At 53.1% G+C, this 13,972-nt stretch carries 15 protein-coding genes; 10 read left to right on the top strand and 5 right to left on the bottom strand.

Features of this window, described 5'->3' with window-relative positions; translation table 11 throughout:
- Nucleotides 1-360: 360 nt before the first annotated feature.
- From GTPT_RS09340 to GTPT_RS09320, 5 genes are all read left to right on the top strand, one after another.
- A complete protein-coding gene (locus GTPT_RS09340) occupies nucleotides 361-1,023 on the top strand; it encodes a DUF3313 domain-containing protein (protein WP_025903514.1) in 663 nt (220 codons plus the stop codon).
- Between the two features lie 126 nt (nucleotides 1,024-1,149).
- Nucleotides 1,150-1,782, top strand: coding sequence for a paraquat-inducible protein A (locus GTPT_RS09335; RefSeq protein WP_038011305.1), 633 nt, complete (start codon nucleotides 1,150-1,152; stop codon nucleotides 1,780-1,782).
- On the top strand, nucleotides 1,775-2,392 hold the full coding sequence (locus GTPT_RS09330) for a paraquat-inducible protein A (RefSeq protein ID WP_029990986.1): 618 nt from the start codon (nucleotides 1,775-1,777) through the stop codon (nucleotides 2,390-2,392). Before GTPT_RS09335 ends, GTPT_RS09330 begins: the two co-directional genes overlap by 8 nt.
- Entirely contained in the window at nucleotides 2,389-4,038 is a 1,650-nt protein-coding gene (locus GTPT_RS09325; protein ID WP_029990988.1) for a PqiB family protein, read from the top strand. The genes GTPT_RS09330 and GTPT_RS09325 overlap by 4 nt, the downstream gene beginning before the upstream one ends.
- On the top strand, nucleotides 4,035-4,634 hold the full coding sequence (locus GTPT_RS09320; protein WP_051170861.1) for a PqiC family protein: 600 nt from the start codon (nucleotides 4,035-4,037) through the stop codon (nucleotides 4,632-4,634). Before GTPT_RS09325 ends, GTPT_RS09320 begins: the two co-directional genes overlap by 4 nt.
- 56 nt (nucleotides 4,635-4,690) lie before the next feature.
- Here GTPT_RS09320 and GTPT_RS09315 read toward each other — a convergent pair whose 3' ends face one another.
- On the bottom strand, nucleotides 4,691-5,308 hold the full coding sequence (locus GTPT_RS09315) for a TetR/AcrR family transcriptional regulator (RefSeq protein WP_025903519.1): 618 nt from the start codon (nucleotides 5,306-5,308) through the stop codon (nucleotides 4,691-4,693).
- Between the two features lie 221 nt (nucleotides 5,309-5,529).
- A complete protein-coding gene (locus GTPT_RS09310; protein WP_029990991.1) occupies nucleotides 5,530-5,913 on the bottom strand; it encodes a DUF488 domain-containing protein in 384 nt (127 codons plus the stop codon).
- Between the two features lie 270 nt (nucleotides 5,914-6,183).
- Between GTPT_RS09310 and GTPT_RS09305 the strand changes: the two genes are divergently transcribed.
- The 3 genes from GTPT_RS09305 to GTPT_RS09295 are packed head-to-tail and all read left to right on the top strand — an operon-like array spanning nucleotide 6,184 to nucleotide 8,414.
- Nucleotides 6,184-6,855 carry an amino acid ABC transporter permease gene (locus GTPT_RS09305; protein WP_025903521.1) on the top strand — a complete coding sequence of 224 codons (672 nt, stop codon included), beginning with the start codon at nucleotides 6,184-6,186 and terminating at the stop codon, nucleotides 6,853-6,855.
- 4 nt (nucleotides 6,856-6,859) lie between these two features.
- Complete coding sequence (locus GTPT_RS09300; RefSeq protein WP_025903522.1) at nucleotides 6,860-7,624, top strand: amino acid ABC transporter ATP-binding protein; 765 nt, start codon at nucleotides 6,860-6,862, stop codon at nucleotides 7,622-7,624.
- A 19-nt stretch (nucleotides 7,625-7,643) separates the two neighbouring features.
- Nucleotides 7,644-8,414, top strand: a complete 771-nt coding sequence (locus GTPT_RS09295) for an amino acid ABC transporter substrate-binding protein (RefSeq protein ID WP_025903523.1) — start codon at nucleotides 7,644-7,646, stop codon at nucleotides 8,412-8,414.
- A 261-nt stretch (nucleotides 8,415-8,675) separates the two neighbouring features.
- Here the strand turns inward: GTPT_RS09295 and GTPT_RS09290 are convergent, their stop codons facing one another.
- Nucleotides 8,676-9,809, bottom strand: coding sequence for a nickel/cobalt efflux protein RcnA (locus GTPT_RS09290; RefSeq protein WP_029990995.1), 1,134 nt, complete (start codon nucleotides 9,807-9,809; stop codon nucleotides 8,676-8,678).
- Between the two features lie 120 nt (nucleotides 9,810-9,929).
- Between GTPT_RS09290 and rcnR the strand changes: the two genes are divergently transcribed.
- The gene (rcnR, locus tag GTPT_RS09285; protein ID WP_025903525.1) at nucleotides 9,930-10,202 is read left to right on the top strand and encodes a Ni(II)/Co(II)-binding transcriptional repressor RcnR; all 273 of its coding nucleotides are present in this window, start codon (nucleotides 9,930-9,932) and stop codon (nucleotides 10,200-10,202) included.
- A gap of 292 nt (nucleotides 10,203-10,494) precedes the next feature.
- Here the strand turns inward: rcnR and GTPT_RS09280 are convergent, their stop codons facing one another.
- Together GTPT_RS09280 and GTPT_RS09275 are read right to left on the bottom strand one after the other, a co-directional pair.
- Nucleotides 10,495-11,649 (bottom strand): pectate lyase family protein, encoded by a 1,155-nt coding sequence (locus GTPT_RS09280; RefSeq protein ID WP_025903526.1) that lies wholly within the window; start codon nucleotides 11,647-11,649, stop codon nucleotides 10,495-10,497.
- Nucleotides 11,650-11,913: 264 nt separating this feature from the next.
- A complete protein-coding gene (locus GTPT_RS09275; protein WP_029990998.1) occupies nucleotides 11,914-12,702 on the bottom strand; it encodes a formate/nitrite transporter family protein in 789 nt (262 codons plus the stop codon).
- A 350-nt stretch (nucleotides 12,703-13,052) separates the two neighbouring features.
- Here GTPT_RS09275 and yghU point away from each other — a divergent pair, with 350 nt between their 5' ends.
- A complete protein-coding gene (yghU, locus tag GTPT_RS09270) occupies nucleotides 13,053-13,841 on the top strand; it encodes a glutathione-dependent disulfide-bond oxidoreductase (protein ID WP_038011301.1) in 789 nt (262 codons plus the stop codon).
- Nucleotides 13,842-13,972: the final 131 nt, after the last annotated feature.

Genomic DNA, 13,972 nt, shown 5'->3' with positions numbered 1-13,972 from the left:
GCCCCGCAATAAAACTGTACACCTCGGTTCATTTATCTGAAATTATACTATGACCCGCACTTTCCTGCTGTTTGTCCTTACATAGTCATTACATTATCTTCTCTGCCTGCCCGGTACTCTGCCAATAAAAGTAAAGTAACACCATGATATTTAACAACTAAAATGAAACCCCTCTACAAAAGGAGCGACTCTTCTGATGAATGACACATCCGGAAACACCGATTGACAGTTTTACACTGCCAATGCAAAACTAGACTGTACAGTTATTACAGGATCGGGTTGATCCCCGCCATCACGGGGATCACTAAAGACACAGTAACTCATCCATACCTCTGGCAAATAATTACAGGATATTTAACTATGATGACATTCCCGCGGGCTTCACGATCGATGATATTGCTGGTGGCTGTTGTGCTGGCAGGCTGTGCCGGTAATCCCCCACCGCGCTATTCCGGGGTAAGTTCGGCATCACAGATGACCGTGAATACCGGCAAAGACGCTGACAAAATTCCGTACCATTTTGTGACCCGTACTGACTGGAAAAAATACCGCAATATCATCATTGATCCGGTCACCGTTTATCAGGGAACAGACAACCAGTTCGGTGACCTGTCACAGTCCGATCGTCAGGATCTCGCCCGCTATATGCAGAATAAATTTGCTGAAACGCTGCGCGAAAGGTTTGTCGAAACTACCGAAGCCACCCCCGGCACCCTGCGTCTGAAGCTTACGCTGACCGGAGCTGCCACAACCACACAGGTGGTCGGTACCGTCACTAAGTTTGATCTGGCCGGCGGCCCCTATAATATCGTGCAGTCTATCCGTGGCGGCCGGGGAATGTTTAGCGGTTCAGTGAATTACGCCGCTGAAATTTATGACGCCAGCACAAATCAACTGCTTGGCTCCTATATTACCCATCAGTATCCGAATGCCATGAATATCGGCGCAACCTTCGGTTCGATGAGTGCCGCAGAAACCGGTATCGATAAGGGTGCCGATCAGTTACTTGAATTACTGAAATAAGGCTGCCCGCCCCCGGGCCAGGCCCGGGGGCGGATCTCCCACTGACAGCACGGATCTGAGGGTAACGTATTCCGGGGACACCGGATATCGCTGCCCGCAGCCCGTCTCCGGCCCCTCAGAGCTGCTATGAAAATTTACCCGCATCTCATCGTCTGTCCCTGTTGCGAAAGCGTTTACCGTTACCGGCTTTCTGACCGGAAAGCCAGCCTGCAATGCCGGCGCTGCGCGACTGTCCTTTACCGCAGGAGTGCATTTACCCTGCAGGATCTGCTGCCTTTCTGTTTCGCAGCGCTGGTGACCTTCCTGATAGCAAACCTGATGCCGGTGATGACAGTGACGGCTCACGGGCTGACCCGCAGTGTCACGCTGTTACAAGGCATTCTGGCGATCACCGGGAGCTTTTCGGTGCTTACCGGGATCCTGACGGCAGGCCTGCTGATCGGCGTGCCGTTAATACAAATCCTGCTCACCGGCTGGGTGCTGCTGTTTGCCCGTCTCCGACAGCCAGCGCCCGGATTTGTGGTCGTGATGAAACTACTGGCACGTTTGCACCCCTGGAGTATGGCGGAAGTCATTGTTTCAGGGTTCCTGGTCGCGGCAGTGAAGCTCTCTTCTTTTCTCGACGTTGCACCGGGTCCCGGCAGCCCGGCGATGGTGGCCTCTGTGATTTTACTGATCATTATTAACAGCTATGACCTGCAGCCTCTGTGGTCGCTGCTTTCTGCCCGCCGCCACAAGGTGAAAACGCATCATGAATAATATTTCTTTATCCCGTCATCCGGCGGTCTGTAGCTGCTCCGAATGCGGTCTGGCATTTCGCCTGCAGCCGGAAGATGGTGCTGTTGTGCGCTGTGTACGCTGTAACAGCCTGATCGCTCAGCCACATCATCGTCTGAGCCCCTCCCTGGCCTGCCTGATCACCGCCATGCTCTGCTATCTTCCGGCCAACCTTCTGCCGGTGATGAGTACTACCCTGTTTGGCCGGCGCAGTGAAAGCACTATCCTGCAGGGCGTCGCTGACTTCTGGCACAGCGGCTCCTGTGCAATTGCCGCCATTATCTTTATTGCCAGTGTCCTGATCCCCTGTCTGAAATTTTTGGTGATGATCCGGCTGCTGCTGAATGTCCGGCAACTGAGTGAACAGCAAAGGCTCAGGCGTACCCGACTTTACCGGGCAATAGAGTGGGTGGGTTACTGGTCGATGCTGGATGTGGTGGTGGTTGCCGTCGTGTGCGGTCTGGTGCGTTTTAACGGGCTGGCTGAGGCTGAGCCCCGGGCCGGGATCCTGTTTTTCGGTCTGGTGGTGATCCTGACGCTTTGTTCCGCGCTTTGCTTTAACCCGCGTACGCTGTGGAGAACGACTCAATGAAATACGCGCCTCCTGCCGTACCCCGTGTTCTGCAGCAAAACCGATGGCATCGTCTGGTCTGGCTGTTGCCCGTCCTGGCGCTGGTCTGGGGACTGTTTACGCTTATCCGCGCACAACTGGATACCGGTACGGAAGTTACCATTACGTTTCACAGTGCGGCCGGGCTGGTGGCTGGTCAGACCCCGGTGAAATATAAGGATGTCACCATCGGTGTGGTACAGAGTATTGCGTTAAGCAACGATGATGCCTCCGTGCTGGTCAGTGTAAGTATCGATAAAAATGCCGAAAATATTCTCCGCACCGATAGCCGCTTCTGGGTGGTGCGGCCGCGCATTGGCATGAATGGCGTCAGCGGGATCGATACCCTGATTTCCGGGGCTTATATTGAAGCCGACAAAGGCTATCAGCCGCGGCCGGCTACCCGTTTTACCGGCCTTGAAACTCCTCCGGCGGTGATCCATAACACCCCGGGCAGCCAGATACTGATTGAGACTCAGGATCTGGGATCGCTGGATATCGGCTCTCCGGTGTACTTTCGCCGTATTCAGGTTGGCCGGATCGCCTCTTATCATCTGAAAGAAGATGGTAGTGGTATCACACTTACCGCCTTTGTGGACGCACCTTATGATCATCTGCTGACCCCGGACACCCGATTCTGGAATGTCAGCGGACTCGACCTGTCGGTTGGCGCGAACGGCTTCCGTCTGAAAACGGAAACCGTCGCGGCAATTATGGCAGGCGGTATCGCCTTTGCTACTCCCCCGCCTGCCAATGGGGGAGTGACAACTCCGCCCGCAGCTCACTATGTACTGGCGGCGGATCAGGATGCGGCGATGGCCTCACCGGACGGCCCGGCGATCCGCTTCCGGTTGCGTTTTAACCAGTCGCTGCGCGGCCTGACCGTCGGAGCACCGGTAGAATTTTCCAGCGTACAAATTGGTAAAGTCACCTCACTGGAGCTGGACTACAACCCGACGGGGTACCGCTTTCCGACCCTGGTGAATATTGACGTGTATCCGTCACGTCTGGGCCATGTGTTATCCCGGTTACCGGGCCGCACTTCAGACGATTTACAAAGCGATGCGGCGCTCTTTACCCATGAACTGGTAGCGAACGGTTTACGCGCGCGGGCCGTACCGGGTAATTTGCTGACCGGACAACTTTATATTTCGCTGGATTTTATCGCCGATGCTCCCCGGGTACCTTTCAACCTGCAGGCGAGGCCGATAGAGCTCCCGACCATCAACGGCGGACTGGATAAAATACAGGAGCAGATTGCCGGTATTGTGACCAGGGTTAATCAGATGCCTCTGGTTTCCATTGGCAGACATCTTGACGGGACGCTGGCCGGCCTGGACCGGACCTTAACACTGGTCAACTCTCAGACATTACCGTCAGTGAATCAACTGACAGGCCAGGCCCTGAAAACGACACAAACTGTCCGGGATCTACTGGCCGAAGACTCGCCGCTGATGGTCAGTTTGCTACAAACACTCCGGCAGGCCAATGGCACCTTACGCGCAGTACGCCTGTTTACCGACCAGTTAAGCCGATCGCCCGGAGCGCTGCTGAAAGGACGTCAGGAGGAAATGTCCCCTGAAATACCGACCGGAACGGCACATGACAGAAAGGAGAGTTACCCATGAGTGATATCCGGCATATCGCGGGGCTGATAATTTTTTGCCTGCTTTGCGGCTGTGCTTCACCGGCCATCCGATACCATACGCTTACCGGCACCGGGGCGGCCGATCATCCGGCGGTACCGTCGTTACTGGCCCCGCTGGAAATTCTGCCGGTCGGGGTCCCGGTATCGCTTGACCGGTCGCAGATCATTGTTCGTGGAGGCACTGACCGCGTTTATATCCTGAATAACGACCAGTGGCTCAGCCCGTTAAGTGATGAAATCCGCAATGCACTGGAGGCCCGGTTACAGACACCGGTTTCTCTGACGTCTGTGGATGCGGCTTTACCCGCCCAACGGCTATGGCTACAGGTGAGACGGTTCGATGCAAGGCCCGGACAGAATGTTTCCCTGGAGGCGGACTGGCAACTTCTGACCCGCGAAGGGGCTCATCGTGAACGACTGAGTTGTTATAGCACGCTAACCTTGCCTGTGACGGGCGGGATTGCCCCCCTGTTCCCGGCATGGCAACAACTGATATCGCAACTGGCCCGGCAGATAGCCGATACCGCGAATACACCAGGCCCGGTGAGGCACTGCCCTGCCGGTTCGTCGCGGTAGTGGCTGGCGGTCCTCAATGCCCGGGAATGGCGCAATAAGGATCGCAGTGAAAGGGATCAGTGTGTAGCTGCACCTTTCATAAACAAACTGACGCCGTTTTTTACCATTTGCCGGATCTGCTCGTCAGTGCAGCGCGGCACTTCACGGCTGAAAAGCATGACTTCGGTTTCAGCCTTGATCAATGAAGTAAACTGAGAGGCCCGCAGCATCGGATTAGCCGGTGCCAGCTCGCCGTTATTCATCGCTTCGGCAAAGAGCTCACTCAGTTTTTCCATACTCTCTTTCGGTCCTGATTCGAAGAAAAGCCGGCCGATATCTGAATGCCCGGCTTCGGAAATCACACAACGGTAAATCTGCATCGCCTGGTTTTCGCTGGTCAGCACCGACAACATCTTTTCGCCAAAGCGCGTCAGTTTATCTTCCAGCGCCAGTTTCCCGGGCCCGGTATCCTGCAGTTCAGCGGCCGCTTCCGTCAGAAAAAGTGTGCTGTAACGCCGGACGACCGTCTCAAACAACTCTTCTTTGGACGAGAAGTAGTTATACAACGTAGCCTTCGATCCGCCGACTCGTTTTGCCACTTCATTCATGGAAGTACGCTCGTACCCCATTTCCTGAAACAGCGCCAGTCCGGCGTCGATAATGGCATCTCTGCGTTCTTCTGTTAATGTTCTCATCGGGCTCCCTGCAATTAATAACCGAACGGATCAGTTTAGTATTGTACCCTGCCGGTCAGCGATGTGCTCCTTTTTCTGTGAATAAACGTGACAAAGACAGACCTGCCGGTGAACCGGCACAGAGATGAGGTGAGAGGAAGGTAAACAGAGGCAGCGAACGGCAAAAAGAAAAAATGCCCGGTTAAACCACCAGCGTTATCTGCACCGGGTATATGACGGGACTACTGCTCTGTCAGACCATCGTTCAGCAGGCGAATGTGTTGCTCCAGCACACGGGTCAGCCAGGGAATATGACTGGTCTGCGGTGATTTCACCGCACTCAGCAGAGTCAGATTCCCGGTGCTGGCCTTCAGGGCCAGCCGTCGCAAACAATCCTCAGCCTCCGGATGCGTCAGTTCTGCCAGGTAGCGCTCACCAAAGGTCTGAAAATCAATCAGCTGATGATGATAAGCCTGCCGGAGTTCTGCGGAGGGCGTAATGTCACGACACCATTCATCCATTGTCAGCGAGGATTTGCTGACCCCGCGGGGCCAGAGACGATCAGCCAGTACCCGCCAGCCATCCTGTCCGGCTGCCGGTTCGTACACCCGTTTAAAAGTAATCATTTATCTGACCTCATTAATGCAGAGAACTGCGTTTGCGCGTGTTTTCAGATTGACCTGGCTTATCAGTGTACTCCCCATACACAGGGAATTCTGCTCAGAATTCCGGCAGCAACGTCCCCGGAGAGGGACAAAAAGCCATTACGGTTAAATATCTCTCTAAAGATATGCACAATTATTATTTCCCTGCCGCCGATTACTGCCTAAAATAGCCAAAGCGGTCAGCCTTGCGGGCTGGCCTGTTTTTTTCTCTTTTTCTTTGGAAGGTGTACTGTGCCAGCATGGTTATCTCTTGCCGCTGAATCATTCTGGCCGATGTTGCACGCCGGATTGACTTTTACAATCCCTTTGACGTTATTGTCATTTGTTCTGGGGCTTTCTCTGGGCTTTATTGTCGCGCTGATCCGTCTGTACGGGCCTAAACCGTTAAAGATCTTTGCCCGTTTCTATGTCTGGCTGTTGCGGGGTACCCCCCTGCTGGTCCAGTTATTCCTGATTTTCTACGCACTGCCGAGTGCAGGGATCACTATTTCTGCATTCCCTGCGGCGGTGATTGGCTTCACCTTAAATATCGGTGCCTACTCTTCTGAAATTATTCGCGCAACCATTAAATCGGTACCGGTCAGCCAATGGGAAGCCGCGCACTCCATCGGAATGAGCTGGCGTCAGGCATTAAGTCGCATCATTCTGCCGCAGGCGGCGAGAATTGCGGTTCCGCCATTATCAAACACCTTTATCTCATTAGTGAAAGATACCTCACTGGCGTCGGTGATCACGGTGCCGGAGATGTTCCTGGCCGCACAACGTATTGCCGCCGTGACTTATCAGCCGCTGATCCTTTATACCGAGGCTGCACTGATTTATCTGTTCTTCAGCACAATCCTTTCTGCGCTGCAGAACAAACTGGAGATTCATTTCTCCCGCGAAGAGAAAGCGGAGTCGTAAGCAGATGATTTCATTAAACGGGATTAACAAATATTTTCAGGATAATCATGTTCTGAAGGATATCTCGCTGCAACTGCCGAAAGGCTCAGTGACTGCCCTGATAGGCCCTTCCGGTAGCGGGAAAAGCACCCTGTTGCGTTGCCTGAACCTTCTGGAAACACCGCAGTCCGGCAGTATCACGCTCGATCAGGAAACGCTGGCCTTTAACGGAAAGCCTCTGCGCACCCGGGATATCCAGCGCATCAGCCGACAGACCGGGATGGTCTTTCAGAACTTCTCCCTGTTTCCGCATAAAACGGTACTGGAAAACATTACAGAAGGTCTGCTGGTGGTGCACAAATGGAGTAAAGGCGATGCAGTCGCCCGTGCCGAAACTCTGCTGGAAAAAGTCGGTCTGCTGCATAAACGTGATGTGATGCCGGCGACACTTTCCGGCGGGCAGCAGCAACGGGTGGCCATTGCCAGAGCGCTGGCCCCCTCCCCGAAAGTGTTGCTTTGTGATGAACCGACATCCGCACTGGACCCGGAACTGTCTGCAGAAGTGGTGGCCGTGCTGAAACAGCTGGCAGAAGAAGGAACCACCATGCTGATGGCAACCCATGATCTGCGTCTGGCGGCTTCGGTCGCAAGTCACACCATTTTCCTCGAAGCCGGTGAAATCATTGAAACCGGCGATTCCGCACAGCTGTTCAGGCACCCGCAGAAGGCCAGGACGGCCCAATATATTGCCACACTGACCGGCGGCCTTTCTGCCGTTGGCCAGGTCTGATACTACTTAGGAGCAAGTAATGAAAAAAACAACACTGTTACTCTCAGCCCTGTTATCTCTGGGTGTTGCTCACTCAGCACTGGCAGATGATTCTCTGGCAAAAGTCCGCTCTGCCGGTGAGCTGACTATCGGTACAGAAGGGACCTACGCCCCTTTCACCTTCCATACTATCTCCGGTGACCTGACCGGGTTTGACGTGGAAATCGGTCGGGCCATTGCACAAAAACTGCATGTCAAACCGGTATTCGTCGAAAGTAAATGGGACGGCCTGATCGCCGGTCTGGATGCCAAACGTTATGACGTGGTCATCAATGAAGTGGGGATCACCCCGGCCCGTGAGAAAAAATATGATTTCTCACAGCCTTACATCGCCTCAAAAGCCGTGGTGATTGTGAAAAACAGTAACGACAGCATCCACAGTTTTGCCGACCTGAAAGGTAAGAATGCTGCCCAGTCACTGACCAGCAACTATGCGCAACTGGCCCGTAATGCAGGGGCTAACCTGGTCAGCACCGATGGTTTTAACCAGTCCATCGACCTGGTGGTTCAGGGCCGTGCAGATGCCACCCTGAATGATAAGCTGTCGTTCCTGGACTTCAAAAAACACCGCCCTGATGCACCGGTTAAGATCGTTGCTTCAGAAGACAATGCCAGCGCATCCGGTGTTCTGATGAGAAAAGGCGAATCGTCACTGCAGGGTGCCATCAACAATGCTCTGGCCGATATGAAAAAAGACGGGACTTACCAGAAGATTTCTGAAAAATATTTCGGCGAAGACGTTTCTCACTAATCGTCAATCGCTTCGTCAGTCACCCCCGGCCTGCCCGGGGGTGTTTTTATCTGCTGACAAACGGGTAGTTGCGGCCCCTCCCTGTATCACCTCCCCCCTCCGGCCCACCGGACTCACGATATTGCTGCCGCTCACCGGTGAGCCTTCGTCTCAGGCAGGGTGACGCAACTGTGGCGGATGCACGAGCCACCCGCCGTACCGATCCTCCTGTTAGCCCCCGGAAAAAGCCCGGGAAAGAAGCCGGAATATCTGAATGACCTGTCAGTGAACCAGCCCGATCCAGCCATGAACCCCCATATAGAGCCCCACCACAGCCATCAGGCCCCCGGAAAAGTAAGGCGCTCGTTTGGCAAGGGCATCGAATCCGCCCCAGCGTTTAGCCACCTGCCGGACACTGAGCGCCGCACCTACACCGACCGTCACCAGTGTTAATGCCAGTCCGAGACTGAAACATAACACCAGCGTGGCCCCTAACATCATGGCCTTTAGCTGAAGACAAATTAACAGGACGGTGATCGCTGCAGGACAAGGGATGAGCCCGCCTGTCAGCCCGAACAGCAGGATCTGTCCGGTCGTCACCTCTTTCCCGGTAAAGCGATGCTTAATATCCTTCGCGTGTGCCAGGGCATGTGCATCCTGGTATTCAGCCAGACCTGCGCCGGAACCCTCAATACCGGAAAGGTCATGGTCATGACTATGGCCGTCTTCACTGAACTTCACTTCATAATCATGAACATGGGAGCGATGCATCAGGGAAAGACGAACGTCAAAAGTGTGAGGTTCCGGGACCGCAGCCACAGACTCCAGATAATCCCCGCCATCAGTAAATTCGAAGATCTGAGAGAAAGCATGGTTTTCGCGCATCGTGGTTAATGAAACTTCACCGGCATGCCATTTCTGGCCACTGAGCGTCCTCAGACGCCAGTGAGGGCGTGCTCCTTCCTCTGAAATTGACAGTTCAACGACCCCGTGGCCGGTATCGATCCGCCGGGTTTCATCGTGATGATGGTGATGATGATGCGGTTCGTTGCCATGCATCGCTTTCAGCCACAGCTTTTCCCCCCGCCAGGTCTGCCAGACTATCCAGCCAGCCGTTGCGAGGATGATGACCGCAGAAACCAGTTGCAGCCAGGGTTCAGCCGACTCAGCCGTAAATTTTCTGCTGATAAACATCCCCCCGAAAGCGATTAACCAGACGATGACCGTATGTGACAAGGTTGCAGCCAGGCCCAGCATCACCGCCTGCCGCACAGTCCCCTTAATAGCAATGATAAACGCCGCCATCATTGTTTTTGAGTGCCCCGGTTCCAGCCCATGTAGTATGCCCAGCAGAATAGCGCCGGGAATAAAAAACCAGGCATTGCCTTGTTGAAGAAGCGTCGTAAATTCAGTCACAGAGATCATTCCTAAGGATTAACGTTACGTTGATTCTACTCCCCCCCAGTACAATATACTACCCCCCAGTAGAACCGGGTGGTAAGATCTGCAGTGTCTTCTGGAACGTGGAGCCCTGTCGTGTCGCATACTATTCGTGATAAAAAAAAGCTGAAAGCCCGGACAAACAAGATCGAAGGTCAGGTGGTTGCCCTGAAGAAAATGCTGGATGAACCCCATGAATGTACGGCTATATTGCAGCAGATTGCCGCAATACGCGGTGCCGTGAACGGGTTATTGCGGGAAGTGATCAAGGGGCATATCACTGAGCATATCGTCCATGAAAGCGAGGAGAGCAAACGGGAAGAAGATCTGGACATTGTTCTGAAGGTACTCGATTCCTATATGAAGTGACGCTGGCGAAGGACCGCAAAAAATAGCATTACGAACTCACGCAACCGCCTCCGCCCCCGGAACCCACGGCAGGGAGTCAGATAACGTCTGTTTCCCCGACGACACAACACCTGTTGCTGCGGTCAGCCGGATCAAGTGCTGCTGAGCGGCCTGTTCCGGCTATCGGTAATACTGTGATGTCTGCAGACCCGCCCGACGCTTCAGGTCACCGCCGTCAGGGGATTGCACCCTAAAAAGAAGACCCGGCCAGTTGACCGGGTCTGAGAGTTGTTCAGTTCAGGCGGTTGCCGGATCATTTAGGACCGGCGTTTGCCATCACATAGGCCGGTACACTGGCACTGGCGGTGACAGAGTAAGAATAACTGACCGGAGAGCTGAACGTGGTGCCGGTGGCCGATGTTCCGGTGGTTCCGCTGTAGGTATTATTCTTCTCGTAGAACTTATCGGTATAGCTGCTGCCATCGTTAGTCAGCGTGTTGGTATTATTCGTTTTCAGGAAGTAATTGGATTCGGAATATACCACGCTGCCATTCACCAGCTGCAGTGCTTCATACTGTTGTTTCGGATATTTATTGCCGTCTGTCGCGGTATTATAATCCGTGCCTGAGTAGGTTTCGCTATTATCAAAATAGTTACTGTACGCATGGATCCAGCCACGGAATAACGGACGTCCGCGCACGTTCGGACCAATCCAGTTATGGTGTAATGTGACGTGCAATTTCCCCGTCCCCTGCCAGGAGTCAGAGGTATTCGCCCCCACGACCATGGCCAAACGTTCACCGGCAAGATCCGTATTATACCCCACCCAGTTCCAGACCGGATCCGGACTCATATTGACCCAACTGTCACTGAAGTAAAGGTGATTATACGACAGAGTCACATTATCTGAACTCAGTGCCACACTCATTAAATCATCACTGGTGTCATAAATGGCACAGTGCGTGATCAGGGCATTAGTGACACGACGTAAAGAGATGCCTTCGTAATTGATCCCAACCTTTTTAGTGCTGTCAGATGAACCGTATACCTGCTGAGGCATCGCCTGTAGATCTGAAATCTTACCAAAGAACGTCAGGTTAGAGACCTTAATATTCTGAATATTTGTGCCGCTGGCCAGCAGCTCACCGTCAAATTTCAACTGAATATTTTCCAGTGCTGCCTTGCCGCCCGCAGCCCCCTCAATGGTCGTATTGTTATTGTTGGCAGACGAGAATGTCAGAGTCGTTAATCCCGAACCTCCGTAAAGGGTGCCACTGACAATAATATGATGCTGACCACTGTTTACCGCACTTTCCAGCTGACTAAGGGTGGTGACGGTAACCGCCGGATAACTATCTCCGCCGGTGGTATTTGAGAACCCGCCGGTATCTGCCGCCGAACACGCAAAGCCACCAAGACTTAATGCTGCCAGTAGTGAAGCCTGAACCATCCGTAATTTTGTTTTCATAATAACCTTCTTAGTGATTGTTATAAGTTAAGTTGTGTCTTATCGACGAACACACTATTGCACTTATCGTTCATCACCGCCCGCGACTAAGGTTGTCGGTTGAAGGATACAACAATCAGCCTTGCCACGCGCTGTTTCAGGGGGGCGGATAAATAGTTTTCCGGCCGCGGCGTTCGCAAATATCTGCCCGATTTTCAGGCTGCCCATAAAAAACGGCAGCCTATGGCTGCCGCTTTTCGGTATCGGAAACTGCCGGATAAAGGTTCAGAGTCCCCCTGTCGTTCCCTGCAGGTCAGGGCGATAAGCCCGGTAGTAAATCAGGGCAACGAATATCGCCCCGCCTGCCGCATTACCCGCAAATACCGCCACGAAATTAGTAAAATAGTCGGTCCAGGTTCCCTGCCCTGCAAAAATAGCCGCCGGGATAATAAACATGTTCGCGACGACGTGCTGGAAACCAATCGCCACAAAGGCCATGACCGGGAACCAGATCCCCAGTATTTTTCCGGCAGCGTCTTTAGCGGCCATTCCCAGCCAGACCGCCAGGCACACCAGCCAGTTACAGCCGATACCGGAAATAAACGCCTGCAGAAAAGTCGCATGCGTTTTCGCCGCGGCTATCGCCAAGGTACTCTTCAGAAATACCCCTTCGGTCATGCCCAGCAGATGACCAAAAAACCAGGCGACCGCTATGCTGCCGATAAAATTGGCTACCGTCACCCAGAACCAGTTACGCACCAGCGCAACCCAGCTGATTTTTTTCGATAATGCCGCGAGGGTCATCACCATCATATTACCGGTCAGTAGTTCAGCTCCGCCGATAATCGTCAGAATTAACCCTAGCGGGAACACCATCGCCCCGAGCAGCCCTCCGAAGGATCCCCAGTCAGCAGGTAACCTGGCGGTCACATGCAGATCCAGCAGAAACCCGATAGCAATAAAAGCCCCGCCAAGAAAACCCAGAATCAAGAGATTCTGCAACGAATGATGGCTCTTTTTCACGCCGGCCTGTACGGCCTGTACTGCAATTTCATTAGGTGTGCTGAAAGACATGATGACCCGGTAATGTAAAAACCGCCAAAACGGTTTAAGTGAATCGGTGGCCATAACCCTGACCATAATTGTCATAATATGACTGACTTCATTGATAGTAGTGCGACCAGGAATATTTTCCAACGAAAACATTACAAGGTTTTAACTATCACCAAAGAGATTATTAGCCGCAAACTTACGTATCCACTGCCACGGGATAACAACGTCCCGGTGATTGGCAAAATCAGCGTGACAGACGGCCGGCAGAGCTACCGCACATGCAGATAACTGCCGCAAACAGGGAATGTTATTCTTGAGAAGAGTGACAAGTTAACCAGGCCCTTCATTCAGCCTAAGGAGCAGAAAATATTATGAGCACATCCTCTTATGTCCCCCCCGAAGTCTGGAAGAACGATAAACAACCTGGTGGTAAATTCGGGGCAATAAATCGCCCGGAATCAGGTGCCCGATTTGAGCAAGCGTTGCCTGCAGGTTCGCACCCTTTCCAGCTTTATTCACTGGGGACGCCGAATGGTGTCAAAGTCAGTGTGATGCTGGAAGAGTTACTGCAACTCGGGATTGAAGGTGCCCGATACGATGCTCACCTGGTGAATATCATGAAGGGTGAACAGTTCGGGTCAGGCTTTGTTGAGGTTAACCCTAATTCGAAGATCCCGGCACTGGTCGATCAGAGTGGCCCGGAGCCGATCAATATTTTCGAATCCGGTGCCATGCTGCTTTATCTGGCCGAAAAATTTAACCGTTTTATTCCGTCCGACCCTGCCGGGCGTGCATCCTGCCTGTCCTGGTTATTCTGGCAAATGGGCAGCGCCCCGATCCTGGGCGGGGGTTTCGGACATTTCTTTGCCTATGCGCCGGAAAAAATGGAATACCCGATCAACCGTTTTGCGATGGAAGCTAAGCGTCAGCTGGATGTGCTGGATAAACAGCTGGCGAAGCATACCTATATCGCCGGTGAGGAATATACCATTGCCGATATTGCCATCTGGCCCTGGTATGGTGTACTGGCTCAGGGAGGAATATATGAAGGATCGGCCCGGTTCCTGGATACCGCATCTTATAAACACCTGAACCGCTGGGCAGAATTAGTCGCTCAGCGTGAAGCGGTTAAAAAAGGAAGAACCGTACTGAAGATGTAATGTCTTTCTGTACTGCCCGGCCTGACACAACGTCAGGCCGGCGGTAATGATCGGGGATATGTCATTAACTCCCCCTGCCGGTCAGGAAAAGCCGGAATGCAATCTCCTGTAAATCACCGTCTTTTCCCTCA

It is taken from the genome of Tatumella ptyseos ATCC 33301 (genome assembly GCF_000735525.1).
In the GTDB taxonomy this organism is placed as follows: Bacteria; Pseudomonadota; Gammaproteobacteria; order Enterobacterales; family Enterobacteriaceae; genus Tatumella; species Tatumella ptyseos.
Note: the sequence above shows the minus strand (reverse complement) of the source record. Positions and strands in the feature narration are given on the sequence as shown.

What these genes read in the sequence shown, in the direction of transcription:
- GTPT_RS09340 (WP_025903514.1), top strand. Translation starts at nt 361, where the DNA reads ATGATGACATTCCCGCGGGCTTCACGATCGATGATATTGCTGGTGGCT.
- GTPT_RS09335 (WP_038011305.1), top strand. Translation starts at nt 1,150, where the DNA reads ATGAAAATTTACCCGCATCTCATCGTCTGTCCCTGTTGCGAAAGCGTT.
- GTPT_RS09330 (WP_029990986.1), top strand. Translation starts at nt 1,775, where the DNA reads ATGAATAATATTTCTTTATCCCGTCATCCGGCGGTCTGTAGCTGCTCC.
- GTPT_RS09325 (WP_029990988.1), top strand. Translation starts at nt 2,389, where the DNA reads ATGAAATACGCGCCTCCTGCCGTACCCCGTGTTCTGCAGCAAAACCGA.
- GTPT_RS09320 (WP_051170861.1), top strand. Translation starts at nt 4,035, where the DNA reads ATGAGTGATATCCGGCATATCGCGGGGCTGATAATTTTTTGCCTGCTT.
- GTPT_RS09315 (WP_025903519.1), bottom strand. Translation starts at nt 5,308, where the DNA reads ATGAGAACATTAACAGAAGAACGCAGAGATGCCATTATCGACGCCGGA.
- GTPT_RS09310 (WP_029990991.1), bottom strand. Translation starts at nt 5,913, where the DNA reads ATGATTACTTTTAAACGGGTGTACGAACCGGCAGCCGGACAGGATGGC.
- GTPT_RS09300 (WP_025903522.1), top strand. Translation starts at nt 6,860, where the DNA reads ATGATTTCATTAAACGGGATTAACAAATATTTTCAGGATAATCATGTT.
- GTPT_RS09295 (WP_025903523.1), top strand. Translation starts at nt 7,644, where the DNA reads ATGAAAAAAACAACACTGTTACTCTCAGCCCTGTTATCTCTGGGTGTT.
- GTPT_RS09280 (WP_025903526.1), bottom strand. Translation starts at nt 11,649, where the DNA reads ATGAAAACAAAATTACGGATGGTTCAGGCTTCACTACTGGCAGCATTA.
- GTPT_RS09275 (WP_029990998.1), bottom strand. Translation starts at nt 12,702, where the DNA reads ATGTCTTTCAGCACACCTAATGAAATTGCAGTACAGGCCGTACAGGCC.
- yghU (WP_038011301.1), top strand. Translation starts at nt 13,053, where the DNA reads ATGAGCACATCCTCTTATGTCCCCCCCGAAGTCTGGAAGAACGATAAA.